The 23,631-nt window shown below is 64.0% G+C and carries 31 protein-coding genes; 19 read left to right on the top strand and 12 right to left on the bottom strand.

What is annotated here, in order from left to right; all coding sequences use genetic code 11:
• Positions 1-485: 485 nt before the first annotated feature.
• The 3 genes from AC4FWB_RS27760 to AC4FWB_RS27750 all read left to right on the top strand — a co-directional run bounded on the left by AC4FWB_RS27760 (position 486) and on the right by AC4FWB_RS27750 (position 3,173).
• Positions 486-2,006, top strand: coding sequence for a multicopper oxidase family protein (locus AC4FWB_RS27760; RefSeq protein WP_491029424.1), 1,521 nt, complete (start codon positions 486-488; stop codon positions 2,004-2,006).
• Positions 2,003-2,566 (top strand): cytochrome c, encoded by a 564-nt coding sequence (locus AC4FWB_RS27755; protein WP_491029423.1) that lies wholly within the window; start codon positions 2,003-2,005, stop codon positions 2,564-2,566. The genes AC4FWB_RS27760 and AC4FWB_RS27755 overlap by 4 nt, the downstream gene beginning before the upstream one ends.
• A 184-nt stretch (positions 2,567-2,750) precedes the next feature.
• Positions 2,751-3,173 carry a hypothetical protein gene (locus AC4FWB_RS27750; RefSeq protein WP_491029422.1) on the top strand — a complete coding sequence of 141 codons (423 nt, stop codon included), beginning with the start codon at positions 2,751-2,753 and terminating at the stop codon, positions 3,171-3,173.
• 130 nt (positions 3,174-3,303) lie between these two features.
• Here AC4FWB_RS27750 and AC4FWB_RS27745 read toward each other — a convergent pair whose 3' ends face one another.
• The gene (locus AC4FWB_RS27745; protein ID WP_491029421.1) at positions 3,304-3,786 is read right to left on the bottom strand and encodes a DUF2127 domain-containing protein; all 483 of its coding nucleotides are present in this window, start codon (positions 3,784-3,786) and stop codon (positions 3,304-3,306) included.
• A gap of 105 nt (positions 3,787-3,891) precedes the next feature.
• Here AC4FWB_RS27745 and AC4FWB_RS27740 point away from each other — a divergent pair, with 105 nt between their 5' ends.
• The 6 genes from AC4FWB_RS27740 to AC4FWB_RS27715 all read left to right on the top strand — a co-directional run bounded on the left by AC4FWB_RS27740 (position 3,892) and on the right by AC4FWB_RS27715 (position 7,206).
• Entirely contained in the window at positions 3,892-4,368 is a 477-nt protein-coding gene (locus AC4FWB_RS27740) for a phosphatase PAP2 family protein (protein ID WP_491029420.1), read from the top strand.
• 95 nt (positions 4,369-4,463) lie between these two features.
• Entirely contained in the window at positions 4,464-4,697 is a 234-nt protein-coding gene (locus AC4FWB_RS27735) for a hypothetical protein (protein WP_491029419.1), read from the top strand.
• A gap of 104 nt (positions 4,698-4,801) precedes the next feature.
• Positions 4,802-4,948, top strand: a complete 147-nt coding sequence (locus AC4FWB_RS27730) for a hypothetical protein (RefSeq protein ID WP_491029418.1) — start codon at positions 4,802-4,804, stop codon at positions 4,946-4,948.
• A gap of 85 nt (positions 4,949-5,033) precedes the next feature.
• A complete protein-coding gene (locus AC4FWB_RS27725) occupies positions 5,034-5,588 on the top strand; it encodes a dihydrofolate reductase family protein (protein WP_491029417.1) in 555 nt (184 codons plus the stop codon).
• Positions 5,589-6,174: 586 nt separating this feature from the next.
• Positions 6,175-6,390, top strand: coding sequence for a hypothetical protein (locus AC4FWB_RS27720; RefSeq protein ID WP_491029416.1), 216 nt, complete (start codon positions 6,175-6,177; stop codon positions 6,388-6,390).
• Between the two features lie 111 nt (positions 6,391-6,501).
• Positions 6,502-7,206 (top strand): SOS response-associated peptidase, encoded by a 705-nt coding sequence (locus AC4FWB_RS27715; protein ID WP_491029415.1) that lies wholly within the window; start codon positions 6,502-6,504, stop codon positions 7,204-7,206.
• Here the strand turns inward: AC4FWB_RS27715 and AC4FWB_RS27710 are convergent.
• Positions 7,203-7,463 (bottom strand): hypothetical protein, encoded by a 261-nt coding sequence (locus AC4FWB_RS27710; protein ID WP_491029414.1) that lies wholly within the window; start codon positions 7,461-7,463, stop codon positions 7,203-7,205. The genes AC4FWB_RS27715 and AC4FWB_RS27710 overlap by 4 nt on opposite strands.
• A 4-nt stretch (positions 7,464-7,467) precedes the next feature.
• On the bottom strand, positions 7,468-7,728 hold the full coding sequence (locus tag AC4FWB_RS27705) for a hypothetical protein (RefSeq protein ID WP_491029413.1): 261 nt from the start codon (positions 7,726-7,728) through the stop codon (positions 7,468-7,470).
• Positions 7,729-7,865: 137 nt separating this feature from the next.
• On the opposite strand from AC4FWB_RS27705, the gene AC4FWB_RS27700 reads away from it, so the two are divergent.
• Entirely contained in the window at positions 7,866-8,045 is a 180-nt protein-coding gene (locus AC4FWB_RS27700; protein ID WP_491029412.1) for a hypothetical protein, read from the top strand.
• A 68-nt stretch (positions 8,046-8,113) separates the two neighbouring features.
• Here the strand turns inward: AC4FWB_RS27700 and AC4FWB_RS27695 are convergent, their stop codons facing one another.
• From AC4FWB_RS27695 to AC4FWB_RS27685, 3 genes are all read right to left on the bottom strand, one after another.
• The gene (locus tag AC4FWB_RS27695; protein ID WP_491029411.1) at positions 8,114-9,553 is read right to left on the bottom strand and encodes an FAD-binding oxidoreductase; all 1,440 of its coding nucleotides are present in this window, start codon (positions 9,551-9,553) and stop codon (positions 8,114-8,116) included.
• Positions 9,554-9,756: 203 nt separating this feature from the next.
• Positions 9,757-10,230 (bottom strand): nuclear transport factor 2 family protein, encoded by a 474-nt coding sequence (locus AC4FWB_RS27690; protein WP_491029410.1) that lies wholly within the window; start codon positions 10,228-10,230, stop codon positions 9,757-9,759.
• Between the two features lie 68 nt (positions 10,231-10,298).
• Positions 10,299-10,946, bottom strand: a complete 648-nt coding sequence (locus AC4FWB_RS27685; RefSeq protein WP_491029472.1) for a hydrolase — start codon at positions 10,944-10,946, stop codon at positions 10,299-10,301.
• A 126-nt stretch (positions 10,947-11,072) separates the two neighbouring features.
• Here AC4FWB_RS27685 and AC4FWB_RS27680 point away from each other — a divergent pair, with 126 nt between their 5' ends.
• Positions 11,073-12,002, top strand: coding sequence for a LysR family transcriptional regulator (locus tag AC4FWB_RS27680; protein ID WP_491029409.1), 930 nt, complete (start codon positions 11,073-11,075; stop codon positions 12,000-12,002).
• A 107-nt stretch (positions 12,003-12,109) separates the two neighbouring features.
• Here the strand turns inward: AC4FWB_RS27680 and AC4FWB_RS27675 are convergent, their stop codons facing one another.
• Both AC4FWB_RS27675 and AC4FWB_RS27670 read right to left on the bottom strand, forming a co-directional pair.
• Positions 12,110-13,042: a dimethylarginine dimethylaminohydrolase family protein gene (locus AC4FWB_RS27675; RefSeq protein WP_491029408.1), complete on the bottom strand. Its 933-nt coding sequence runs from the start codon at positions 13,040-13,042 to the stop codon at positions 12,110-12,112.
• Positions 13,043-13,066: 24 nt separating this feature from the next.
• Positions 13,067-14,659, bottom strand: a complete 1,593-nt coding sequence (locus AC4FWB_RS27670) for a zinc-binding metallopeptidase family protein (RefSeq protein ID WP_491029471.1) — start codon at positions 14,657-14,659, stop codon at positions 13,067-13,069.
• Between the two features lie 83 nt (positions 14,660-14,742).
• On the opposite strand from AC4FWB_RS27670, the gene AC4FWB_RS27665 reads away from it, so the two are divergent.
• The 5 genes from AC4FWB_RS27665 to AC4FWB_RS27645 all read left to right on the top strand — a co-directional run bounded on the left by AC4FWB_RS27665 (position 14,743) and on the right by AC4FWB_RS27645 (position 19,906).
• A complete protein-coding gene (locus AC4FWB_RS27665) occupies positions 14,743-15,639 on the top strand; it encodes a LysR substrate-binding domain-containing protein (RefSeq protein ID WP_491029407.1) in 897 nt (298 codons plus the stop codon).
• A gap of 314 nt (positions 15,640-15,953) precedes the next feature.
• Complete coding sequence (locus AC4FWB_RS27660) at positions 15,954-17,048, top strand: ABC transporter ATP-binding protein (protein WP_491029406.1); 1,095 nt, start codon at positions 15,954-15,956, stop codon at positions 17,046-17,048.
• A gap of 81 nt (positions 17,049-17,129) precedes the next feature.
• Positions 17,130-18,242 (top strand): ABC transporter substrate-binding protein, encoded by a 1,113-nt coding sequence (locus tag AC4FWB_RS27655; RefSeq protein ID WP_491029470.1) that lies wholly within the window; start codon positions 17,130-17,132, stop codon positions 18,240-18,242.
• A 22-nt stretch (positions 18,243-18,264) separates the two neighbouring features.
• Positions 18,265-19,098, top strand: a complete 834-nt coding sequence (locus AC4FWB_RS27650) for an ABC transporter permease (RefSeq protein ID WP_491029405.1) — start codon at positions 18,265-18,267, stop codon at positions 19,096-19,098.
• 4 nt (positions 19,099-19,102) lie between these two features.
• Positions 19,103-19,906: an ABC transporter permease gene (locus tag AC4FWB_RS27645; protein ID WP_491029404.1), complete on the top strand. Its 804-nt coding sequence runs from the start codon at positions 19,103-19,105 to the stop codon at positions 19,904-19,906.
• Between the two features lie 77 nt (positions 19,907-19,983).
• Here the strand turns inward: AC4FWB_RS27645 and AC4FWB_RS27640 are convergent, their stop codons facing one another.
• From AC4FWB_RS27640 to AC4FWB_RS27630, 3 genes are all read right to left on the bottom strand, one after another.
• Positions 19,984-20,124, bottom strand: coding sequence for a hypothetical protein (locus AC4FWB_RS27640; RefSeq protein WP_491029469.1), 141 nt, complete (start codon positions 20,122-20,124; stop codon positions 19,984-19,986).
• 93 nt (positions 20,125-20,217) lie between these two features.
• Positions 20,218-20,757: a cytochrome b gene (locus AC4FWB_RS27635; protein WP_491029403.1), complete on the bottom strand. Its 540-nt coding sequence runs from the start codon at positions 20,755-20,757 to the stop codon at positions 20,218-20,220.
• 231 nt (positions 20,758-20,988) lie between these two features.
• Complete coding sequence (locus AC4FWB_RS27630) at positions 20,989-21,348, bottom strand: ArsR/SmtB family transcription factor (protein WP_491029402.1); 360 nt, start codon at positions 21,346-21,348, stop codon at positions 20,989-20,991.
• Between the two features lie 448 nt (positions 21,349-21,796).
• Between AC4FWB_RS27630 and AC4FWB_RS27625 the strand changes: the two genes are divergently transcribed.
• Both AC4FWB_RS27625 and AC4FWB_RS27620 read left to right on the top strand, forming a co-directional pair.
• Positions 21,797-21,994, top strand: coding sequence for a hypothetical protein (locus AC4FWB_RS27625; protein WP_491029401.1), 198 nt, complete (start codon positions 21,797-21,799; stop codon positions 21,992-21,994).
• Between the two features lie 123 nt (positions 21,995-22,117).
• Positions 22,118-22,363, top strand: coding sequence for a DUF982 domain-containing protein (locus AC4FWB_RS27620; protein ID WP_059186167.1), 246 nt, complete (start codon positions 22,118-22,120; stop codon positions 22,361-22,363).
• A gap of 251 nt (positions 22,364-22,614) precedes the next feature.
• Here AC4FWB_RS27620 and AC4FWB_RS27615 read toward each other — a convergent pair whose 3' ends face one another.
• Positions 22,615-22,779 (bottom strand): hypothetical protein, encoded by a 165-nt coding sequence (locus AC4FWB_RS27615; protein WP_491029400.1) that lies wholly within the window; start codon positions 22,777-22,779, stop codon positions 22,615-22,617.
• Positions 22,780-23,074: 295 nt separating this feature from the next.
• Here AC4FWB_RS27615 and AC4FWB_RS27610 point away from each other — a divergent pair, with 295 nt between their 5' ends.
• Positions 23,075-23,317, top strand: a complete 243-nt coding sequence (locus AC4FWB_RS27610; RefSeq protein ID WP_126101033.1) for a DUF982 domain-containing protein — start codon at positions 23,075-23,077, stop codon at positions 23,315-23,317.
• The last annotated feature ends 314 nt before the right edge of the window (positions 23,318-23,631 follow it).

The raw sequence follows: 23,631 nt of genomic DNA, 5'->3' as shown, positions 1-23,631 counted from the left end.
GACCAAAGCAACTCCGTTTCGAAGCTGCCGCCCGGCCAGCATGTTTTGGCCGAAGCCTATTATGAACTCATTCGCCGATAGTATCGGCGAGCGCTGATTGACCGGCAAGCCACCAACGTCGTGGTCTGGTCGAGTTCGCCTTGACGGAGCCCCAGGGCGAACTAGTTCACCTGCAATCGCCGGTGAGCCGGCTGCAGGAATGAACGGCAATGATGGACGGTTCAGGCAGCATGTGGATGATGGGCGGCATGGCGCTCATCTGGGTTCTGTTGTTGGTCGCCCTTCTGCTGGCCATTGCGGCGCTCGTCAAATATTTACGGAGCTGACCCGATCGATAGATTGGCGCCGGCCTGCCGTTTCCGCGATCGCCAGCGTTCAATGCTTTATCCAGCGCCGCCCTTGACCTTCCAGTTGCTGGAACCCTTAGCTTGGGGAAAGAAGGTCGCCAGCGGCGGCGCCTCCCAATCACGATCAGGAGAAAAAAGATGCATCGACGCGGCTTCCTGGCGGCAGGCCTGGCAACGGTTCTGACGGCCCCCAGCGCGCTGGCGCAGATGAGGATGGACGGCATGTCCGACATGGATTCCATGCCGGGCATGGGCGGCCATGCCGGCCATGACATGGGCGCGATGGCACAAGGCCCCGCAAAGCTGCCCGAAGGCGAGGCGTTGCGCGAATTGCCGCTGCTTGCCAACGAGGCCGGCCGGCCCGGCCTGTTCAAGGCGAAGCTGACGGCGGCGCCCGCCTCGGCACGTTTTGCCGCCGACCAGGACACGCCGATCCTCGCCTATAACGGCACGAGCCCGGGGCCGCTGATCGAGGCCTACGAAGGGGACCGCGTCGAGATCACTTTCGCCAACCGAATCGAGGGCGAGCAAAGCACCATCCACTGGCATGGCATGCCGGTGCCGGCCGACCAGGACGGCAATCCGATGGACCCGGTGGCGGCGGGCGCGGATCGCGTCTACGCCTTCGAGTTGCCGGTGGGCAGCGCCGGCTCCTACTGGTATCACCCGCATCCGCATGGCAAGACGGCCGAGCAGGTCTATCGCGGCCTTGCCGGCGCCTTCGTCGTCAAGGCGAAGGCCGATCCCGTGCCGGCGGTCTATGGCGACACGGTGCTCATGTTCACCGACCTTCGCCTTGCCGCCGACGGCTCGATGCCCGGCAGCGATATGAAGGACCTGATGAACGGCCGCGTCGGCGACCATGTGCTGGTCAACGGCCAGAAGAATCCGCGGCTGGCGGTGGCGATGGGCGCGAAGCGGCGCCTGCGGCTCTACAACGCCACTAATGCGCGCTTTCTCAGGCTGGGCTTTGCCAACGCCGCGATGACGGTGATCGGCAGCGACGGTGGCCTGCTGGAGAAGCCGGTGGCGGCGGACGAGATCCTGCTCAGCCCGGCCGAGCGCGTCGAGCTGGTCGTCGCCTTCGACCGGCCGGGCGCCGCGACCCTCACCACGCTCGATTATGACCGCGGCTGGATGGGGCCGGGCCGGCCCGCCGACGCCGGACTGACGCTGCTGACGGTCGATGTGTCGGAAACGCCTGCGGAAGCGATGCCGCCGCTGCCCGAGCGGCTGCGGCCGATCACGCCGCTTGGGGCTCCCACGGTCAGCCGCCGCCTCGTCTTCACCGAGACCATGGCGATGAACGCCACCGGCATGGAGATGGGCTTCCTGATCAACGGCAAGGCCTTCGACATGGCGCGGGTCGACATCGTCGCCAGGGCCGGCGAGACCGAACTCTGGGAAATCGTCAACCAGGCCGACATGGACCACCCGTTCCATGTCCACGGCACGCAGTTCCAGGTGATCGAGCACGAGCGCAACGGCAAGGTTTCGAAGCCGCCCTATCTCGCCTGGAAGGATACGGTGAACGTGGCGCGCGGCGAGACGGTGCGGCTCAAGCTGCGCCAGGAGCGGCAGGGACCGCGCATGTATCACTGCCACATCCTCGAGCACGAGCAGCTCGGCATGATGGGCATTGTCGACGTGCAGGCATGAAGTCCGGCATCGTGTACACGGCAGCGGTGCTGGCGTTCGCCGGCTCGCTGCTCGCCGGTCCGTCGCTGGCGGAGGGTCCAGGCAATGCAATCGTTAAGGCGCGCCAGGCCTCGATGAAGGAGATGGCGGCCGCCGCGAAGGCGATCGCCGAAATGTTCGACGGCAAGCGCGCCTATGAGCCGGCGGCCTTCGGGGCGGCGGCGGGCACGCTCAGCGCCCGCACCGGCCCTGCCCTGATCGCCGAATTTCCCACCGGCTCGCTGGGCGCGCCGTCAGGCGCCAAATCGGAAATCGACCAGGCCCGGCCGGAGTTCGAGGCGCTCGCCCGTCATATCGGCGCCCTCGCCGACGCGCTCGCCGCCAAGGCGAAGACAGCGCCGGCCGGGATCACCGCCGACATGCGGATGACCGGTCCGCCGATGGATGGCGGCAGCCTGCTCGGCAAGCGGCCGGGCGCCGCGCAAGCCGATCCGGCCGGCATGCCGGCCGAACATCTCCTGCACCTCATCCTGCAGGACTGTTCGAGCTGCCATTCGAAGTTCCGGCAAAAGCAGCAGTGATGCGCACGAGCAGCCCGGCCATTTGTCTTACGCAATTCCGGACGGAAAACCGCTACGCACTTTTCCTGGAATTGCTTGGTCCTGGAATTGCTCTTGGCCAGCGCCGTTCTGCACATTTAAATCAGAACGTGCTAATGTTGCGTAGCCATGCCTATCCGTGCATGGCAGGTTTAGGGAGGATGCGATGAACAAGATGAATCGCAGGTCTGCAATCGCTCTCGGCGTGACGGCCGCGACGATTGCGCCCCTGTTCGCAACGGCAACATTCGCCAAGACCAAGAAGTACGGTCCGAAGGAAGGCAAGGAGATTGCGCCCGGCGTCAGAATGGTGGAGGTCGGCACCGGCAATTCCGATATTCCCGCCTACAAGAGCATCTCCATTGTCGACGCGGTCTTTCAGCCCGGAGCACACGTGCCTCCAACCGTGATGACCAACGACATGGTATGCACGATTACGTCGGGTGCATTCACCATCAAGAAGGCTGACAAGGAGTTCAAGCTGAAGGTCGGCGACGTCTACACCTGCTCGAAGGGCAAGACCGACGAGGCGACGAATACGAGCAAGGAAGTCGGCGTGCATCGCATCGCCATCCTGGTGCCCGCGTAAAAAACCGGAGCGGTGCAGTTTTCGATATAATGGCTGAACCGCTCCAACTATTCGTCTGAGGCAAAGAAGCTGGCATCGCGGCTCGCCAGGCCCGGTGAAGCATACCGTGAAGACGCGGGTGCCCCGACGCTCAGCCGGCCATATGGCGGCGCACCGCCTTCCACTCCTGCCAGATCAGCCACATGACGATCGCGTCGAAGACGGTCAGCGCCAGCAGGCCGGGCGAGTGCGTGTAGGAATAGCGGTAGACCTGGTAGACCATGAAGGCGCCGAGCGCGGCGAGCGAGGCCGGATAGGACCACAGCTTGCCGCGCAGCAGGCCGACGACCAAAAACAGCTTAATCAGGCCGTGGCTGAGCAGGTAGAAGGCGTAGAACTCCTTGCTCGCGACGGAGAAGTGGCTCGCCATCTGCGACAGATAGCCAGCTATGAAATCGTTGGGATCTTCGATCAGCTCTTCCTGGGTGACCATGTTGACCCAGGAGGCGATGGTGTCGGTGGTGACGACGTATAGCAGGACGCCGCCGATGCACTCGATCAACGCATGGGCACCTTTTAGCCATACGCTGACCTCAAAGAGTTGGTGAATGCGATGCTCGTCGGCGGGCTTCAACGATCAAACCCCACTATCGGCCAGGGAAACCAGATAAGAATGGACGCTTCTCTCACTCATTGGATCAATTCGGCTGCCGGCGTCAGCCCGCTCCTTGATAGGACAATGATCGCCATCTCACAATTCGGCGTGCCGATGATGGTGCTTGCGGTCGCCCTGCAATGGTGGTCGAGGACAGACCGTTACCATGTGCGCCATGCCTGCCTGTCAGCCGGCCTCTCCTTCCTGCTGGGTCTTGGGATCAACCAGATCATCCTGCTCTTCATCCACCGGATCAGGCCCTACGACGCCGGCGTCACGCATCTCCTCATCGCGCCCAGCGCCGACTGGTCCTTCCCGTCCGACCACGCGACGGCAAGCATGGCCATCGTCGCGGCCTTCGCCATGCAGGCGCTGCCGCGCCGCACGCTCGCGCTGTTCGCCGCGGCGCTGCTGATCTGCTGGTCGCGGCTCCATATCGGCATTCATTATGCCGGCGACGTGGTGGGCGGCGCCGTCAGCGGGGTCGCGGCAGCCCTGGCGGTGCGGCTTGGCTATCGCGAGAATTCACGGCTCGATGCCTTCGCGACGAAGATCCTTTAAAGGCTCCCGCTCCGATTCGGTCGGCGCGCATCACAAAAGTGACGTTCTGGCCGCGCTATATGCTGGGTTCATGCAGCAAAGACAGGGTTCTGGTCATGAACGCCAGCGAACTGCAGGCCGTAGGCGATACGCTGATGCGCCTCGTCACCCCCGACATGACGCCGAAGGAACTGGTCAAGGCCGTCCGCAAGGTGCATCCCGATGCCAAGAAGAAGGACATCGCCCGCGCCGCCTTCCACGCCATCATCGCCAATGCCGACCAGGATCTCGGCAAATCGAGAAATCTGCAGGCCTTCGGGCTTGCCGAGCGCACGCAACAGGCGGAATAGCGACTACCGACGATAGCTGCAAATTGCACCGATCGAATTGTGAGAAAATTAATCAGCGATTTCTAATATTCCAGGTCACCCGGCAACAATTGCGGCGACAGCCCATGACCAAGAACCTCGGCAACGCCAAGCCCCTCTCCCCTGAGGGGCAAGCAAAATCCTCGCTGTTCGGCAGGATCGCACCGGCCCTGTTCCCGCTGGTCGTCGCAGCGCTGGGCTACCTCGTCGGCAAGCAGTTTTTCGGCTTCTGATCAGCGGCCGGCTTTCACCTTCATACACCGATTGCAAAATGCAATTGGTTATGCATCCTTGGCCATCAACAGCGGAGGCGCGCCGATGGCCAGGATCGTCTATTCCATGCTGATGTCGCTGGACGGCTATATTGCCCGGCCGGACGGCAACATCGGCCTGCCGGTGCCCGAGGAAGAACTGCACCGGCATTTCAACGAGGACATGCGGCGGACAGCGATAATGCTCTGCGGGCGGCGCCTGTATGAGACGATGCGCTTCTGGGACAGTCCGGATCGGGAGACCGGTGCCGACGAGGTCGAGCGGGACTTTGCCCGTGCCTGGCGCGAGACGCCGAAGATCGTGTTTTCGACGACGCTCAGCGAGGTCGGCGCCAATGCCCGGCTGGCTGATGGCGACGCCGTGGCGGTGGCGAGGTCGCTGAAGGCGGAGACGGATGGCCAGATCGGCGTCGGCGGCGCCGAATTGGCCGGGCACCTGGCCGATGCCGGCCTGATCGATGAATACCGGCTCTACATGCATCCGGTCGTGCTCGGCGGCGGCAAGCCGTATTTCCAGCATGGGCTGTCGCTCTCGCTGGCGCCGCTTGGCACGGAGCGCCTCTCGCAGGGCGTGACGCTGCTGCGCTACGCGCCTGCCTGAGCGGACAAGTTCGATGCGGGCGGCCGAAACAGGATCAGCAAGGCCGCCGCTTCGGCCGTTTGCGCCGCCCCTGCTGCTTTGGTCCTAGGGCCTAGGTCGTTCTTGCCCTTGCATGAGCGCAAGCGCATCTTCGAGATAGCCGGCAGGCTCGCAAACTCCGGTCAGGCCCGGCCGCCGAACCCAATACACCCCCCCAGGCTGCCGGGCCGCCGGCGCGGGCGTTCGCCGCGCAAGCAAATCCTTCAACCGCATCACATCCGATCCGAAACCGGCTCCGCCGCCGTGCCGGATATGTCGGCATCGGCTCGCAACGTTCGAGCCGCGCTGCCGTATCGCTGCGCGGGCCGAGCGCCAGGCCGAAGTCGAATTCTACCGAGCACGCCAGGCCAACGCTTCGGAACCTGTCTTTTTCTCGTATGGCCGGCAGTTTCTCGATATTTTTATTTCCCGATATCAAATCGGCGTTTGTCCGGCGACTGTTCTCCTACTAAAGACCAAGGCACGGATGCTTGCGGCAACCCTTTAGGCGTTAAATCGTATTGTTGTTCGAGGATGCAATTCTTGGGGCAACGAGCTGGAGCTGCACATGGTGGCAGGCGAACCAGACAATGTCCGCGTGAAATTCATCAACGGCCAATGGCTGGTGCGCGTCGTCGAAGGCGGCCGGCTCACCCATCAGCTGTTCGACATCCACGCGGAAGCCGAAGCCTTCGCCGAGGAGGAACGCCATCGGTTGGGGCTGCCGGGCGAGCCGCCGGCCGCGGAGCCGATCGAGGCAAGGCGGCGCGGCGGGCGGCGCTGATACAAACCCACACGTAAAGCGACTGGCGCGGTTGGCTCAGCCTTCGCGACCGGTTGGTTTGCGCTTCGCCCGAAAATGCGGGAAACAATCGGTGGACGGGGAACGCTGCCGATGTGCAATCTTTACAACATCACCACAAGCCAGGAGGCGATCCGCCAATGGACGCGCGCGCTGCGCGACATTGCCGGCAACCTCGAACCCTCGATCGATATCTATCCAAACCAGGCCGCACCCGTGGTGCGCAATGCCGCCGACGGCAGCCGCGAGCTTGCCAATCTGCGCTGGGGCATGCCGACGCCGCTGGAGCGAATGCGCGGCAACGCCGATTCCGGCACCACCAACATCCGCAACCCGCAATATGCCCACTGGCTTCCCTACCTCGGCGTCGAGAACCGCTGCGTGGTGCCGGTGACGAGCTTTGCCGAACCCAACCCGACACCCGGACAGAAGGACCCCGAGACCGGCGTGCAAAAGAATTTCTGGTTCGCGCTCAGCGAAGAGCGGCCGCTGTTCTTCTTCGCCGGCCTGTGGACGCCCTGGCACGGCGTGCGCAAGGTGAAGGAAGGCCCGGGCGACCACGAGCTTTACGGTTTCCTCACGACCAGGCCCAATACGCTGATCGCGCCGATCCACGAGAAGGCGATGCCCGTGATCCTAACCACGCCGGAGGAGACCGAATTGTGGCTCACCGCGCCGTGGTCGGAGGCGAAGAAGCTGCAGCGACCAGCGCCGGACGACGCGCTGGTGATCGTCGAGAAGCCGGCGACGCAGATCAAGGTCCCCGCCCAGCCGCCGGCGCAGGGGTCGTTGTTTTAGCCCCTCGCCTTCTGCAGCACCCAGATGTAGCCCTTGGGCGGATGGTCCTGGTCGATGAACTGGGTCTTGACCTCCGTGTCCTTGCGGCCGCAGCGCTTGCAGCGGAAATGGACGGCTTCGAGCGGCTTGTTCCAGCCCACCACCTTGGCCACGTCGTTCGCCTTGAAGCGGCCGACGTGGTAGCAATGGCGGCATTCGACGACGAGCAGCATGTTGGCCTTGGCCGCCCGGCCAACGCTGTCCATGGGTCCGGCCATTTTCTCATGTCCGGTTTGAATAGTCCTCGGGCAGTGGCAGGAGGCCGAGCCAAGCGGCGCGGAAATCGGGCTCCCTGCCCGCGACCGCGCTCATCACCTCGTGCAGCCTGTCCACCAATCCATTGAGCCGCCAGTACATTTCGCCATTGGTCCTGAGGTTGAGCTGCGCCGCCAGCACGGTCTGTCGCAGTTCCAGCGCATCGCGAATGATCGCCTCCGCGTCCGACCGGAACAATCTGTCGTAACGGCTTTTCCGTCTGCCCAATGCGGCTCTCCCTGATCCTGAGCAACCGCCCCATCTCCTGACAAAATAGGAACTCATTCCTCGCGAAGTCAATTCGCTCTTGACATTTTTGTTCACTTTTTGTTCACATGCTAATGGAAGCCATCGGAGCACCCGCCATGGATCACATCGTCAGGCTGGACAGCCGCCAGGAAGCGGCGCTTCAGGCGATAGCCGAGCGCTTCATCGCCGAGCATAAGGGCGACGCGGTGAAGGCGCTGAAGGAGATGATCGTGCTCAACGGGCATCTGCAGGAACGGCTGGATGCTCTGAGTGTGCCGCGTAGGGCCACGCGTTGATAGCACGGTGAAAAGCGAGGCCTGGCGACGGCGCGGCCGACCGCGCCGTCGCGGAAAGATGCCTGGCCTCAGGCGGCCCGCAGCCCTTCCTTGGGGCGCAGGTTCTGGTTCATGCGGAACAGGTTCTGCGGGTCGTAGCGCTGCTTGATCTCCAGCAGCCGGCGATAGTTGCCCCCATAGGCCGCTTCGACCCGGTCGGTCTCGTCCTCCGGCATGAAGTTCACATAGGCGGTGCCGGCGGCATAGGGCTTTGATGCTTCGTAGATGCCACGCGCCCAGTCTATGCAGGCCTTGTCCATTGCCGGCTCACGCCAGCGGGCGTGGACGTTCATGACGAAATGCGAGCTGCGCTGCGGAAACGCCGTGGCGTCCACCTTGACGCGGCCCGCCGCACCGCCGACATGGCCGAAGAATATTTCGCATTCGGGACCCGGCAGCCGCGATATCGCCGCTGTGGTGACCTCGATCGCGCTGTCGGAAAGCTCGGTGAAGTCGTGGCTCTTCCAGTAGTTGCGGGCGCCGGGCGCAAGCAGCGGGTCGAAGGCCTGCTGCCAGCCGGTGAACGGATTGGAACCGACGACATCGGCGATCGGCTTGCCGATGGCGCGTAGCTTCTGCGTCGCCTTTTCGCCGGCCTGGATGTCCCCGCAATAGCACATTGCCAGCACCAGCACCTCCTTGCCGTGCCATTCGGCCGGCAGGAAGGGCAGCGGCGGCGCCTGCCGCATCACCACCCAGCAGGTCAGCTCGTCGGGCGCGGTTTCGAGCGCCGCGCGATATTCCCGAAGCACCTTGCCGGCATCGGCGAAGGGATGGACGACAAGCCCCGACAGCACTTGTGGTCCGAACTGGTGCAGTTGGAACTCGAACGCCGTGACGATGCCGAAATTGCCGCCGCCGCCGCGCAGCGCCCAGAACAGGTCCGGGTTTTCGCTCAGGCTGGCGCGCAGCAGCTTGCCGTCGGCCGTGACCACGTCGGCGGAGATGAGATTGTCGATGGTCAGCCCGAATTTGCGGGTGATCCAGCCGAAGCCACCACCCAGCGTCAGGCCCGCAATGCCCGTGGTCGAGTTGATGCCGGTCGGCACCGCCAATCCGAAGGCCTGTGTTTCCCGATCGACATCTCCAAGCGTGGCGCCGGGCCCGACCCATGCCCGCTTAGCCGCGACGTCGACCCGCACCGATTTCATCCGCGACAGGTCGATCATCAGGCCGCCGTCGCAGACGGCGCTGCCGGCGATGTTGTGGCCGCCGCCACGCACGGAGACGAGGAGCTTGTTTTCCCTGGCGAAATTCACGGCGGTGACGACATCGGAGGCGCCGACGCAGCACACGATCAGCCCGGGCCGCCGATCGATCATGCTATTCCAGATGCCGCGGACTTCGTCGTAGGCGGCGTCGCCTTCCCGCAGAACCGTGCCGCGTATTTGTGCCGTAAGTGCTTCGAGGGCTGCCGCGTCGACTTTTGTCTTGCTGCGTTCAAGCGTGGTGAGGCTCAAGCTGTCCATGATTTCCTCCCAGATTTGCCTGTGAGCCGATTGTCCCCCGTCGGATTTTCCTAACCGGTCAGTGTGCGCTTACATTAGGGATCGCGCAAGCATTGGCCCTGGGTGAGCAAGGCTTGGGGCGTTGCATGCATTGAGCGCCTGATCGGGCCTGCAGGCGAGGTGCGGAGCCGGTCAGCCCGGCGGCAAACCCTCATCCCTGCGCCTCAACCCGACTGTCCCGGATCCGGCAGCTCCCGTTGAAAACGGGCGAGCGTGTTCAGGCGCGGCACCGGGTCGAGGAAGACGTGCAGCGACTTGATCCGCCCGCCTTCGACATGGGCGACGTCCGTGCCGGTGGCCGCCACTGGACCGGCAGGTGGCCCGGCCCGCCAGAAGAGCCGGCCGACGCCATTGTGCCCGACAGCGCGCCCAGCCGGGCTGAAGACGAAGCCGGGCGGCATGCTGGTGAGCAGACTGCCGATGGCGGACGAGATCTCCTCCCATCCGCTGGCAACGGCCTGCAGTTCGTAAAGGACGGCATCCTCGGCATAGAGTTCACGCAGTGCCGCACGACGGCGGTCCTCGTCACGCTCGCCGAAAACCCGAACGAGATTGGCCAGCATCAACGCGTCGAAATCGACGGAGCCGGCCGTCTCCGCGGATCGGTTGTCGCCCTTCTGCTTTGAACTGGCCATCATGGTCGTGCTCCGTCGAAGGTTGGATGAGAGTCTCGGCGTCCGCCGCGTCGTGAGCAGGCGCGATCCGTTCAAGCGGCGCTGGTCTTGTTGCCGAGAAGCTGCATTTCCCAGGCGAAGGCGACGCCGCTGTTGCCGCCATGGTCGGCAAGAACGCCTGCCAGGGCGATCGCGCTTTCCTCCCGTGCCCAGTCGCGCTGCCATTCGGCCGCCACCGCCATCCAGGTGATCGGAACGGCGCCCGCGGCCACCATGCGGCGAACCGCCATGTCGTGGGATTCGGCCGAGACGCCGCCCGAAGCGTCGGTGACGATGAAGACGTCATAGCCGTCCGCGAGCGCCTGAATTGTCGGCATGGCGAGACAGATCTCGGTCCACAGCGCTGCCAGGATGAGCTGCTTGCGACCCGTCTTCCTCACCGCATCGACCACACGCTCGTCCTGCCAGGTGTTGATGAAGGTGCGGTTGATCGGCTTCTGCTGCGGGAAGACATCCTGAAGTCCCTTGATCAGGTAGCCGCCGCGTTCCTCTATCACCGTGGTCAGGATCGTCGGCACATCGAAGACCTTGGCCGTCTTGGCCAGCCCGATGACGTTGTTGACGATCATGGTAGGCTCGTGGCTGTTCAAGTTGGTGAACTGGTAGGGCTGATGGTCGATCAGCACCAGGACGCTGTCCTCAGGGCGAAGCAGGGCGTCGAGGCCGTTCTTGGGCGCGATGGATTTGGTCACAGGGCATGATCCTCATTGAGATTGCATTGTCGCTCCGGATATGGCCTGTCTATTGCCCCAAAATTAGTGGGTAATCGCTTGAATTATCTGCAAGCATTGCTTTAAAATTCGACTATGGAGACGTTGGCCAATCTCGAGTCCTTCGTGCGCAGTGCCAGGACGGGCAGTTTTTCGGCGGCGGCACGCGCGCTGGCGCTGACGCCGGCCGCGATCAGCCGCAACGTGGCGACGCTGGAGCGCAATCTCGGAACCCGGCTGTTTCACCGCAGCACCCGCAAGCTGACCCTGACCGAGGCCGGCGAGTTGTTCCTGCAGCAGATCGGCGCCAATTTGGAAGGGCTTCAGGATGCGATCGCCGGCATGGCGACGGACAAGGGCGAGCCGGCAGGCGTGCTCAAGGTCAGCATGACCCTGATCCTCGGCCTGAGCCACATCATGCCGCTGCTGCCGGAGTTTCTCGGGCGCTATCCGCGCATACGGCCCGACTGGCAGTTCGACAACCGGCAGGTCGATCTGATCGCAGAGGGGTTCGACGCGGCGATCGGCGGCGGCTTCGAGCTCACACCCGGCCTGATATCGCGCGAGCTCGCGCCTATGCATGTCATCGCGGTCGCATCGCCGGAGTATATGAAGGGGCGGACCGCGCCCACCGACCCGACGGACCTTGCCCAGTTCGACGGCATTGTCCTGCGCTCTTCTCGAACCGGCCGCCTGCGTCAGCGCGTCATGCGCGACGCCGCTGGCAAGGAGATTGCCGCCGTATTGAAGGAGACAATCGTCGTCAACGACCCGGCGGCGATGTCGCGGGCGGCCTTGCTCGATCTCGGCGTGGCGCTGATCGCCATGCCGGAAGCGCTGCCCTACCTGGAGAGCAAGGCGCTGCTGCGCCTCGTTCCTGATTGGTATGCAGATCTCGGCTCGATCTCGCTCTATTACGCGAGCCGCACCCTGCTGCCGGCCAAGACGCGGGTCTTCGTCGATTTCGTGCTGGAGGCCTTTCGGCGGGACCGTCTGGCCGAGCGTTTCGCCGGGAACCTCAGTTAAAGCTCGCCGATCCGCTCTGCCTCGCTCCGTTGCCGAGCAGGACAAAGGGCGCTGTCCCGCCAGCATAGGGGCATTTGCGCCCCGCACGCCATAAAGCGAGCCGCGCCCTACGCCTTCACGCGCTTCAGCGCCTGGGCCATGCAGTGGATGCCGCCGCCGGTCTTGGAGATTTCGCTCATGTCGACGGCCGCAACCTCGAAGCCCTGCGCCTTGAGCTTTTCGATGAGCGTCTTGCTGGAGGTCGGCGCGATCACCCTGTCCTTGCCGAGCGACATGAAGTTGCAGCCGAGCGCCATCGTGTCCTGGAAGGGCACGTCGATGATCTCGTGGCCCTTGCCCTTCAGCCAGTCGACGATGCCGGGCTCGGTGCAGGCGAGGCAGACGGCGGTGAGCTTTTCGGCGATCGGCACCACCATCAGGTCGATGTGGACATAATATTCGTCGATGAAGGCGATACGGGTCTCCCAGCCTTCCTTGTCGAACCAGGCCTGCACTTGGCGCGCGCCCTCTTCCTGCGTGCGGGCGCCGCCGCAGCCGATCAGCACCACGCCCTCCTCGATGACGTTGAAGTCGCCACCCTCGAAAGTACCGGCGGTGACCATGTCGTAGATCGGGATGCCGAGCTTTTCGTAAGTGCGGATGGCGGCGTAGTTCTCGCCGCGCCGCCACCAGTTGGCCATGGCGGTGATGAAGGCGCCGTAGGGCGTCATGACGCTGGAGTCGCGCGAATAGACCTGCATCGGCAGTTCCGGCGTCGGCTCGTGCCAGTGGATGTTGACGCCGAAATGCTCGTAGGCCGCGACGAGGTCCTTGTGCTGCGCCTGCGCGATCTGGATGTTGCAGGGCGCCTCGCGCAAGTGCTTCCTGGACAGCGAGCTGGTCGAGAGATGCCGCAGGAAATTGGGCGAGCCGAGCAGGACGTCGGTCAGGACATCGGTTTCGTTGGCGAAGCCCCAGGCGGTGAGCGGCTTGGTGCCGCCGGCGGGATTGCGGCGCTGCAGCGAGAACGGCTCGGCGACGATGCGGTCATGGACGGTCATGGGGTTCTCCTCGATTGATATTTGTCATGCGGTGGAAGCGGCCGGGATCCACCAGTCGCGGCCGCGCGGCGTGGTGACATATTCCGGCCAGCGGAAATTGATCGGCGGTTCGTAGTCGCAAAGCGGCGCGATCCAGTTCGAGCCGCCGACCCCACCGCCGGTGCGGGCGACGAACTCGTCCATCGCGGCATCGCGCGCGGCCTTGTCCTCGAGCAGGCGCAGCGCGGTGAGCGCGACCGTCTTCGAAGCGCAGGTCACCATCGGATCGATGGTGGCAGGGATTCCGCCCAGCGCGTTCATCACCCAGGCCGGATAGGCATAGCCGTTGGCCGAACGCAGCGCCGGGCGGGCTACATAAAAACGCGACGTCGGCGCGTGCCAGCTCATGTCGGTGTAATCATCGGAGGTCGAATTGGTTTGGGACGGCGGCAGATCGCGGCGCAGGATCGCCTCGGCCTCCTGCGGCGAGATCAGCCGCTCCAATTCGTCGATGAACGGGTTTTCGGTCGCCTCGCCGCCGGCATTGACCTGGACCTCACGGGCGATCGCTTTCGCCTCCTCGCTCCATTGTGGCGCGCCGACCGTCGAAAGCGCCTCATAAGTAATTTCGGCCATGGCGTGGTTGGCGAGGCCGGGCCGCGACTTCGACACCCAGTGGCGTTCGTAGCGGCAGCCGCTCATCTTCGCCGCGGCTTCCGCGTTGCGGTCGAGCACGGTGGTCACCTGCTCGGCCATGGCAATGGTCGGCACGCGGATCATGTACTGGATCTCGGCAAGCCCTGCCGGCAAATTGTCGGCCGTCGCCTGGCCAGCGGTCAGGATCGCTTCGCTGATCGACCAGCCGCCCTGGTGCGTCAGCATGGAATCGCGCAGCGCCTTGGAGGCCATGTACATCATCATCAGCGCGTCGTTGGCGCCGGGGGCGCGGACCGCCGAATGCGCCTGCGGGATCGGTGCTGCATCGCCGGCGCGCCCCCAGCTTTCCGGTTCGTCGCAGACGAAGCGATAGATCATCGCGTAAGCCGCGCCGCAATGCGTGTCCCAGCGTGCCGTGTTGCAGAGCGGCAGCATATAGAAGGGATGGAAAGAGATCATGCCGGCGAGGCCGTCATAATAGCCCTTGGCCGCGTGGATCGGCTTCGACCCCCTCACCTTCTCCGCCGGCTCGCCGGTGAAGCGCAGCGTGCCCTTTATGTCGTGCTCCAGCATCGCAGCCTTGGCGGCGAGCAGGCCGCCGAGGCTGCCGATGCCAAGCCCCGAATGCGGATCGGTGTGGCCGCCGGCCTCGGTGCCCAGGCCTTCGCGCGGCCGCTTCACCGTTGCGGCGTCCTGGCAGTTGCCGGGCACGGCGTCATATTCGGCATACATGCCGACGGTCGGACCGTCGCCATTCGTCCAATGAGCGCAGAAGGCGGTCGGCATGCCGCCCGAGCCTTCCTCGACCGAAAAGCCCTCGCGCTTCAGCCGGTCGACATACCAAGCCGCAGATTGGTACTCGCGCCAGGCGGTCTCGCCGAAATCGAAGATGGTGCGCGTCCAGGCCGACAGCAGCGGCTGGATGCCGTCGATGCAGGCAAGCGCGGTCTCTTGCGCCGAGGTCGTCACCGGTTTCTCCATAGGCCCAAGAAAAGCAGTGAAGCGGCTCATCAAAAAGTGATATGTTTTCCCGGCTCGTGCAAATTCGGTTCACCTGAGGCCTCTTGCGAATACCTTCCACGCAGGCGCTGCGCGCCCTCGACAGCTTCGCCCGCCACGGCAGCGTGTGGCGCGCCGCAGACGAGCTTCACCTCACCCGAAGCGCGGTCTCGCATCAGCTCCGGCTGCTTGAGCGCGAGCTTGGCTTCGATCTTCTGGAGCGTATCGGCAAGGGCGTGGCGCTGACGCCGCGCGGCCAGCGTTACGCGGCCGATGTCAGGAAGGCGCTCACCGTGCTCGGCGACGCAGTGACGCAAAATACCGGAACCGGCGTCGGCGGCTCGTTTGCCGTGTCCTGCACGCCGGGCTTCGCCTCGCTGTTTTTGTCCACGCATATCGCGGAGTTCCGGCAGATGTATCCGGACGTGGCGCTGCACATATTGACGCCGCGCCGCCTCGACGACGTCTCCAATCCGGAGGCCGATGCCTTCATCGCCTTCGGCGTCGGCAACTGGCCGAACCGCGCGGTGGAGCTGCTTTGCGAAGTCTCCTTCACGCCGCTCTGCAGCCCGACGCTGCTCAATAAGGTCGGCGGCTTTTCCAAGCCCGCCGACGTGCTGCGCGCCAATCTGCTGCATCTCGGCGACACCGAGGACTGGGCGCGCTGGCTGGCGCTCGCCAAGGTGGAAAATCCCGACACCGAGGGCGGCATCTTCTTTTCCGACATGAACCTGGTCTTCTCGGCAGCGATCGCAGGCCAGGGGATCGCCATGGGCGACGAGCTGACCGGCCGCCGGGCGCTGAGCGAGGGCAGGCTGGTCAAGCCGTTCGACACAGCGATCCCCTCGCCGCGCTCCTATTTCCTGGTCTTCGAGCATGCCAAGGCTGGGCATCCGGTGCTGAATGCGTTCAGCGGCTGGCTGAGGTCGAAGCTGTCGGAGAACAGGCTGGCGACCTATTGAGATTAGCTGATCTCCCCCCTTGTGGGGGAGATGGCCGGCAGGCCAGAGGGGGGCGCTGTCCCGCCGGCCTGTCAGCCATTTTGCACCCACCTGTCGGCGATTGGTCCCGATAACGGACACCACAAAGGTCGCATTCCTTCGCGCCCCCTCTGCCCTGCCGGGCATCTCCCCCACAAGGGGGGAGATTGGCGCTCCAGCGTCACCGCTCATGTCCTCACCCGTGAATCAAATTTGCCGATCAGGCGAAAACTATTCGGTTGCGGTGAGCCCCGGCCGTGCCTACGATTTGAACCGACCGTAAGGACAGAGGCAGGATGCAGCAACCCGGCCGGGCCGCAGAAATCAAGGCGAACGGGATCGGCAAGAGCTTCGGCTCGTTCCGGGCGCTGGACAATCTGACGCTAGATATCGGCCGCGGCGAGTTTCTGACGCTGCTCGGGCCGTCCGGCTCCGGCAAGACCACTTTCCTGATGATCCTGGCCGGCTTTGTGCAGCCGAGCGAAGGCCGGCTTTTCAGCGACGGCGCCGACATCACCGACCGCCCGGCCGAGCAGCGCGCCGCCGGCATGGTGTTCCAGGGCTATGCGTTGTTCCCGCATATGAGCGTCGAGCAGAACATCGCCTTCCCGCTCAAGGTGCGCAAGAAAACGGCCGCCGAGATCAAGCAGCGCGTCGGCGAGATGATCGAGCGCGTCGGCCTCAGGGGCCATGAGAAGAAGCTGCCGGCGCAGCTTTCCGGCGGCCAACAGCAACGCGTGGCGCTGGCGCGTGCGCTGGTATTCGAGCCGGGCGTGCTCTTGCTCGACGAGCCGTTCTCGGCGCTGGACAAGAGCCTGCGCGGCCAGATGCAGGCCGAGATGAAGCGGCTGCACCAGGAGACCGGCACCACCTTCGTCTTCGTCACCCACGACCAGAGCGAGGCGCTGGCGCTGTCGTCGCGCGTCGCCATCTTCAACCACGGCAAGCTTCTGCAAGTCGGCAGGCCGGACGAGGTCTACGACCGCCCGGCCAACCGCTTCGTCGCCGAGTTCCTGGGCGAGATCAACATGCTGCCGCTGAAGGGCGTCACGCCCGCCGACAATGGCTCGACGGGTCTTTGCGAAGACCGCGCGGTCAACATGCGTTGCAAAGCCGAGTTGATCAAGGGCGACGCCATCCTCGCCATCCGGCCCGAGGACATGTCGATCGCGCCGGAGGCTTCGACCGGCGAGAACGGCATAGCCGCGACCGCCGTCGCCTCGACCTATCTCGGTGCGGCGACCAAGCTCGACCTCACCACGCGCCAGGGCGCGAAGGTCACCGTTTCGGTGCCGAACGAGGTCGCGGCTGCAGCGCTCAGCAAAGGCAATTCCGTCTGGCTGACCTGGCCGGCGGAAAAGGGTTTCCTCCTTCCGGACGGAGGACAATGAGCACCGAAGCGGCCTGACATCGCCGCACCGGCTTCCGGACCAGACCAACTAAAAACAAGGGGAACTGACATGAACGACGATATGAACAACACGCGGAAACAGGCGATCGAGTCTCTTTCCGAGAGGACCAAACGCGGCGAGATCTCGCGCCGGCAATTCGCGCAGCTTGCGGGCCTCGTGCTTGCCGGCACGCCGATGCTGTTGCGCTCGACCCAGTCTTTCGCCGAGACGAAAGGGCTGGTGCTGGTGAACTGGGGCGGCGACGCCATCACGGCTTACGACGCCGCTTACGGCCAGGCCTTCACCAAGGACACCGGCATTCCGGTCAAGATGGACGGCTCGGGCCCGACCGAAGGCGCGATCGCCGCGCAGTTCAAGAGCGGCGCGCCGACCTGGGACCTGGTCGACGTCGATCCGTTCTCGGCCATCACGCTGGGCGGCCAGGGCATGCTGGAGCCGATCGACTATTCGATCGTCGACAAGAAGAAGATGCGCGAAGGCTTCGGCTGGGAATATGCCGCGTCGACCTACTTCTTCTCCTATGTCATCGCCTACGACTCGCAGAAATTCGGCTCCAACGCGCCGACCGGCATGGCCGACTTCTTCGACGTCAAGAAATTCCCAGGCAAGCGCTCGCTCTACAAATGGGGCGTGTCGAGCTGGGAAGCTGCCCTTCTCGCCGACGGCGTCGCGCCGGCCTCGCTCTATCCGCTGGATCTCAAGCGCGCGCACGACAAGATCGCCGCCTTCAAGGAAAACGTCGTCTCCTATTGGGGCGGCGGCGCCGAGAGCCAGAGCGTGCTGCTCAACGGCGAAGCCTCGATGGCGATCGTGTGGTCGACGCGCGCCTCGCTGATCGAGCAGGATTCTGGCGGCCAGATCAAGTTCATCTGGGATCAGGGCCTGATCTCGCCCGGCGCGCTGGCGGTGCTGAAGAACAATCCCGGCGGCAAGGACGCGGCGATGAAGTTCATCGCCAGCACCCAGGATCCGCAGAAGGAACTGGTGATGTTCGAGAAGCTCGGCCAGGGTCCGGCAAATCCGGCGGCGGATGCGCTGATCCCGGCCGACAAGAAGCGCATCAACCCGGTCGATCCGGAGAACATGAAGAAGCAGATCGCGCTCGACATGGACTGGTACGCCAAGAACTACGGCAAGGCGCTCGACGAATACACCAAGATCATCTCGGCCTGACTAGGCGGAGACTCTTAGACTGATGAGAGGAACCCTCTCCGACAGGACGGGCGCGGCGCTGTTGATGGCGCCGCTGCTCCTATTCCTTGTCCTTGCCTACGCCTGGCCCTTCCTCGGCGTGGTGAAGTGGAGCTTCACCCTGCCGACGCCGGGGCTTGGCCAGTACCACGCCCTGCTCACCGACGACCTGGTGCAATCGGTGTTCATCCGCACGCTGCGCATCGCGGCCATCGTCACGGTTGTGTCGGTGACCGCCGCTTACGCCATCACGGTTGTCTGGGTGCGCGGCAGCCCGATGCAGCGCGTGCTCGCCGAATTCTGCATCCTGGTGCCGTTCTGGATTTCGGTGCTGACGCGCGCCTTCGGCTGGGTGGCGCTGCTGTCTAATCGCGGGCTGATCAACACCTGGCTGCAATCGATCGGCTTCATTTCCGAGCCGCTGACCCTCGTGCGCAACGAATTCGGCGTCATCGTCGGCATGTCGCATTTCCTCATCCCCTTCGCGGTGTTTCCGCTGGCCTCTGCCATGCGCAGCCTCGACGAGCGCGTGCTGCTCGCGGCGCGCGGCCTGGGCTCCAGCCGCATGCGCACCTTCTGGACGGTGTTCGTGCCGATGACGCGCTCCGGCATCATCGGCTCGGCGCTGATCACCTTCGTTTTCTCGCTCGGCTTCTTCGTCACGCCGGCGATCCTCGGCGGCGGCCGCAGCGTGATGATCGCCGAACTGATCTATCTGCGCATCTTCCAGAGCCCGGACTGGGGCCTGGGCGCGGCGATCAGCGTCGTGCTGGTGGTGTTCGTCGGCGCGCTGATGGCGCTTCTGTTCCGCTACGTCAAACCGAAGCAATTGGTGTAGCGCGATGCCCACATACCGTCCTGGCCCCGTCTCGCTGATCCTCGCCGTGCTTGTGGCGCTGTTCCTGCTCCTGCCGCTGCTTGCGGTCGTCCCGGTGTCGCTGACACCGAGCCGCATGCTGACCATGCCGACGGGCGAGCTGTCGCTGCGCCATTACCGCTCGCTGATCGAGGATCCGCGCTGGCTGGATTCCATCCTGCTGTCGATCCGGATCGGCGTGGTGAGCAGCGCGCTCTCCACCGTGCTGGCGCTCACCTTCAGCCTGGGCGTGTGGATGTTCCAGCCGCGCTTCACGGCAGCGCTGGTCGGATTCGTGCTGCTGCCGATGGTGGTGCCGCCGGTGGTCTCGGCCGTGACGCTCTATTTCCTGCTCACCTCGGTCTCCGGCATCTCGTCCTTCTTCGGCTACGACACCTGGCTGGGTGTGGCGATGGCGCATTCGGTGATGACGGTGCCCTTCGCCACCGTGCTGATCCTGGTCTCGCTCAGCCAACTCGACAGGCGCATCGACCTTGCCGCGCGCGGCCTCGGTGCAAGTGTGTGGGAGCGCGCGACGCGCGTCATCATGCCCAACATCAAGTTCGGCATCGTAACCGCTGCGCTCCTCTCCTTCGTGCTCTCCTGGGAGGAGATCGGTGTGACGCTGTTCATCACTTCGGTCAACGCCATCACCTTGCCGCGCCTGATGTGGATGGGCCTGCGCGACAATATCGACCCGGCGATCGCGGCGCTCTCGGTGATCCTGATCATCATCACCGTGCTGGTGCTCGCCGTGCGCGGCGTCATTACAAGGCGCCGCGCCGCGTAAGCCGGTTCAATCCCAGACGAAAGAGGCCCGCCGGGAGCGGCGAGCCTCTTGACGCGCCAAAGTGGAAGCTTGGCCCGTTATGATCCGGGGGTGTGGATCGCCTGGAAGTTTAGCCAATGGAGGTTCGGCGGGCGATTTACAAATCCGTAAACTTCGCGCCGGTAGGAGCGAGCATCTTCTTCCGAAAAGGACGTTCTATCAAAGCCTTGCCGGCACAGCCTGCCGCGCTGGCAGCCGCTCGCTCAACCAAATGTGATGGGACACGAGCCCTGACGGGAGGCGGAGCCTCCCGATGTCGTCGTCCCCGACCGCTATCGATTCCCCGGCAGCATTCTGGTCAGGATCGTGTCCCGACGGATGAAGTGATGATAGAGCGCGGCCAGCGCGTGTATGCCGGCCACGATCAGTATGCCGTTCGCGCAGAGCGAATGCAGTTCGCGAATGGTTCGTGCGGTCGCCCTGTCCGGAGCAATCGGCGCCGGGATCGTGAACAGGCCGAAGAAGCTCAACGCGTCACCCCTGAACCAGGTCAACAGGATGCCGAGGACGGGGATCGCGACGAGCAGCGCGTAGAGGGTGAAATGGCCCATCTTCGCGACCGCCCGCTCCGCGGCAGGCATCTCAACCGGCAGGCGCGGCGCTCCTCTCATGCCGCGCAGCACCACCCGCCAGAAGACGAGCGCGGCGAGCAGAAGCCCGAACGAAATATGCAGCCACCAGATAGTGTCGACGGTCGGGTCCCCACGGGGCAGCAGGTCTTCGCCATAGGTTAGGGCGTAGAGCAATAGGACCAGGGCAAAGAGCGCCCAATGCAGGAATTTCTGAGCGGAAGTGTAAGCGTCACTGGCCATTGAGCGCGGTCCCTGAAAGGTCGCCGCTATCTCAAACTCGTTCCAGGCGAACTTGTGACCGCTAAATTACGAATTTGTAATGGGAATTACGAATCCGGAGTATTCCGGCCGAACGGGCACAAAGCTGACATCCGGCGCCAAGCGGCCCGGCACCATCCTGTCCACATGCCGCGCCTTTAGCGCGAGCCGCGCAAGGCGAAGGCCCCCCGGCCTCGCCTGCGTCGCAGCCGATCAGGCGGCCTGCGGCCGCCGCATCCTCTCGACGAGAGCCTGCCGGGCCGGGCCGGCAAGCGGCCTGTCCATGGTCAGCAGGCCGTCGAGCAGGGCGAGGAGCTCACGCGCTGCGGACGACTTGCAGGAGTAGTAGACCATCTGGCGGTCGCGGCGGGTGTCGACTAGGCCAAACCTGCGCAGTTTGGCCAGATGCTGGGAGAGTGCTGACTGGCTGAGTTCGACCTTGTCGGCGAGCGTGCCGACCGACAGTTCGCTCTCGGCCAGATAGTTCATGATGAGCAAACGTTTCTCGTTGCCCATCACCGCAAGAAAGGCTGCCGCGCTTTCTGCGTTGGCGGTAAGTTTCTTCGTCACCATCGATTTCCCCATGTTCATGCTCTTCCGAGGCCATGGGGGCAATGGCATCAGAGTTCCAGAGCATTTGGTGGACCTGCTCCGACATGGAATCGGAACCTGCCCTGCTTCTTTGTTCGACCAAGATCCCTTCGTAACCCGGTTGCCACCACGTCGGGATATTGGCCTCGGACAGCGTGCGCCGCGTTGTTGCGTGGCGCAAGTTGGCGCAGACTCGGAATAATTCCGCGCCACTAATGAATACCAGCGCTTCGTTGTTTCAGCAAGGATATAGCGAAGCTGGCCCAGTATCCGGCCTGCTTCCCGCCAGATCATGACATGAAGAGCCTGCCAGCCAATGCGCTATGAAAGACACATGGCCACCGTTTCGGCGAGGACTCACCCACCTTTGCGAACCCGTGCTAATATTAGTCGGGGAAGAAAGGGGGACATGAGCTGAAGGAAGAAGCCCGTGTCCAACATTTCACGAAACACGTTTACACCCGCCGAGACGGCCCTGTTTGGGCGCGTCTTCGAGAGCGGTCGCGTCGCCGGGGAAACCGAAGAGCAGAAGGAGGCGCGCGCCTCGCGCATCATCGCGAACTACATGGCCGGCATCACCGACGAAATGGAGCTCGTCGAACTGTCTCGCAAGCCGCTCGGCAGATAGCGCAGGACCATGTTCGCGCTGCTCACATCCTGTTGAAATATCGGGATGAAACCTGCCGGGCAGTTGCGCGTTTCTCTTCCGCTCAACGCATCAGGGCGCTCACAACGCATCAGGGGTTTAGCGATGATCCAGGGATGGTTTTCCAGGCCGGTCGAAGTGGCCGTCGGCGTGGCAGGCTCGATCCGGCACATTTCCAACGCACAGCAGGCCGTCGAATTGCTGACGGGCCAATGGCGTGACGCCGGCAGCGCGCAGCATGGCGCGGCGCTACGCGCCTGCCGCCGGGCGATGAGCGGCGACGTTCCGGCCGACAATGCCAGGGAAGCTTTCATCAGCGCCGCGCGCGAAGCGCATGTGCTGGTCGAATAGGCCCAAGACGGTGCTTGATGCTGAAGCGCGTCGCACTGAAACAGCTTCAGGCGACATGCATTAAGTCTTTGTCTTGATGGATATCGTTGCCCCAGAACCGCTACACACTTCCGGGCGACATGCATCAGCTAGCGATAGAAGAGCCATAAAAGCACCGACACCGCGAACACTGCCGGAGAGAGCAGGATTGCGGCCCGCAGGACGCACATGACCAAGTGCAGCGGAGTGGGCATGCCTGGCGGTGCCGACACCTATCGGCTGCGCGAATTGACGGGAGACCGACGCGCCGGCCGAAACTGGTTCTTGCGATCCGCTTGCGCGTGCAAACGGCTTTGCCGGGCCTCCTCATAGAGCCCGAAAGCGGTCGCCATCAACGTGGCGGCGGTCATGGCGGATGCAAGCACGGCGATCAGCATGAGAGGTCTCCCCGCGTTTCAACGGCGTGTCGGATCTGATTATCGCCGCGGGCGACGGTGCAGCCAGTGACTTTGGTCACATGTTTTTTGAGCGCCGGGCCGTGTCGTGGCGGAATGAATCCGGCCCTTGAGCCGCCCCGCCCGGCGCATCGCCGATCTCAAAAATTCTTCGGAACATTATCGGCGGTGGATGGTTAATGCGCGGGTCCGCCAATCATCCCGGACCTGCATCCATCGGGCGCCCGGCCGGCGCCGCTGCCTGATCAAAAGACCACTATACGAAACGGAGGATGTGATGAACGACGTCTGGTTTTCCGAGCCGGTCGTGATCGATTTCGAGCCAAGCGGACAACACAAGGTCTCAAGCTGCTTCGAGGCAATCGAATGTCTCGACCAGCGCTGGCCAAGACGGGCGCGCGACCGCGCCTGGCGGTCGGCAAACCGCGTCTGCCGCGACGCGCTCGACGGCTTGAGAAGTCCCGTCGAAGCCCGCAAAACCCTGCGCAAGGCGGCGAAGGCCGCCGGCCTGCTGGGCTAGAGTCCGCCAATCTCAGACAGAAAAAATCGGCACCCGATCGTCCCGATTTGCCGCAAGCGTTGCGCGTAGCCGCCCGCAACTTGGGAGAAACTTCGGAACGTTGCCGTCGCCGGCCTGTTTTTCCCCTGTAGTCTCCTGACTACAGGGTTCCAGACCCAAGCCGAGCCCGTTCCGGCCTCCCATCGCCGGTAGGGCTATCGCATATGAGTGAAGAGGCGGAGTAGGTCTTGATCGGCCCATCGTGCTTTGAGTCGTTTGTGGCTGAGCGGGATGTTTTCGGGGTCGGCTCTGAGAACATTGAGCGTGAGGCGCCG

It is taken from the genome of Mesorhizobium sp. LEGMi-168a, from assembly GCF_058312955.1.
This window is presented reverse-complemented; position numbering and strand designations above follow the sequence as displayed.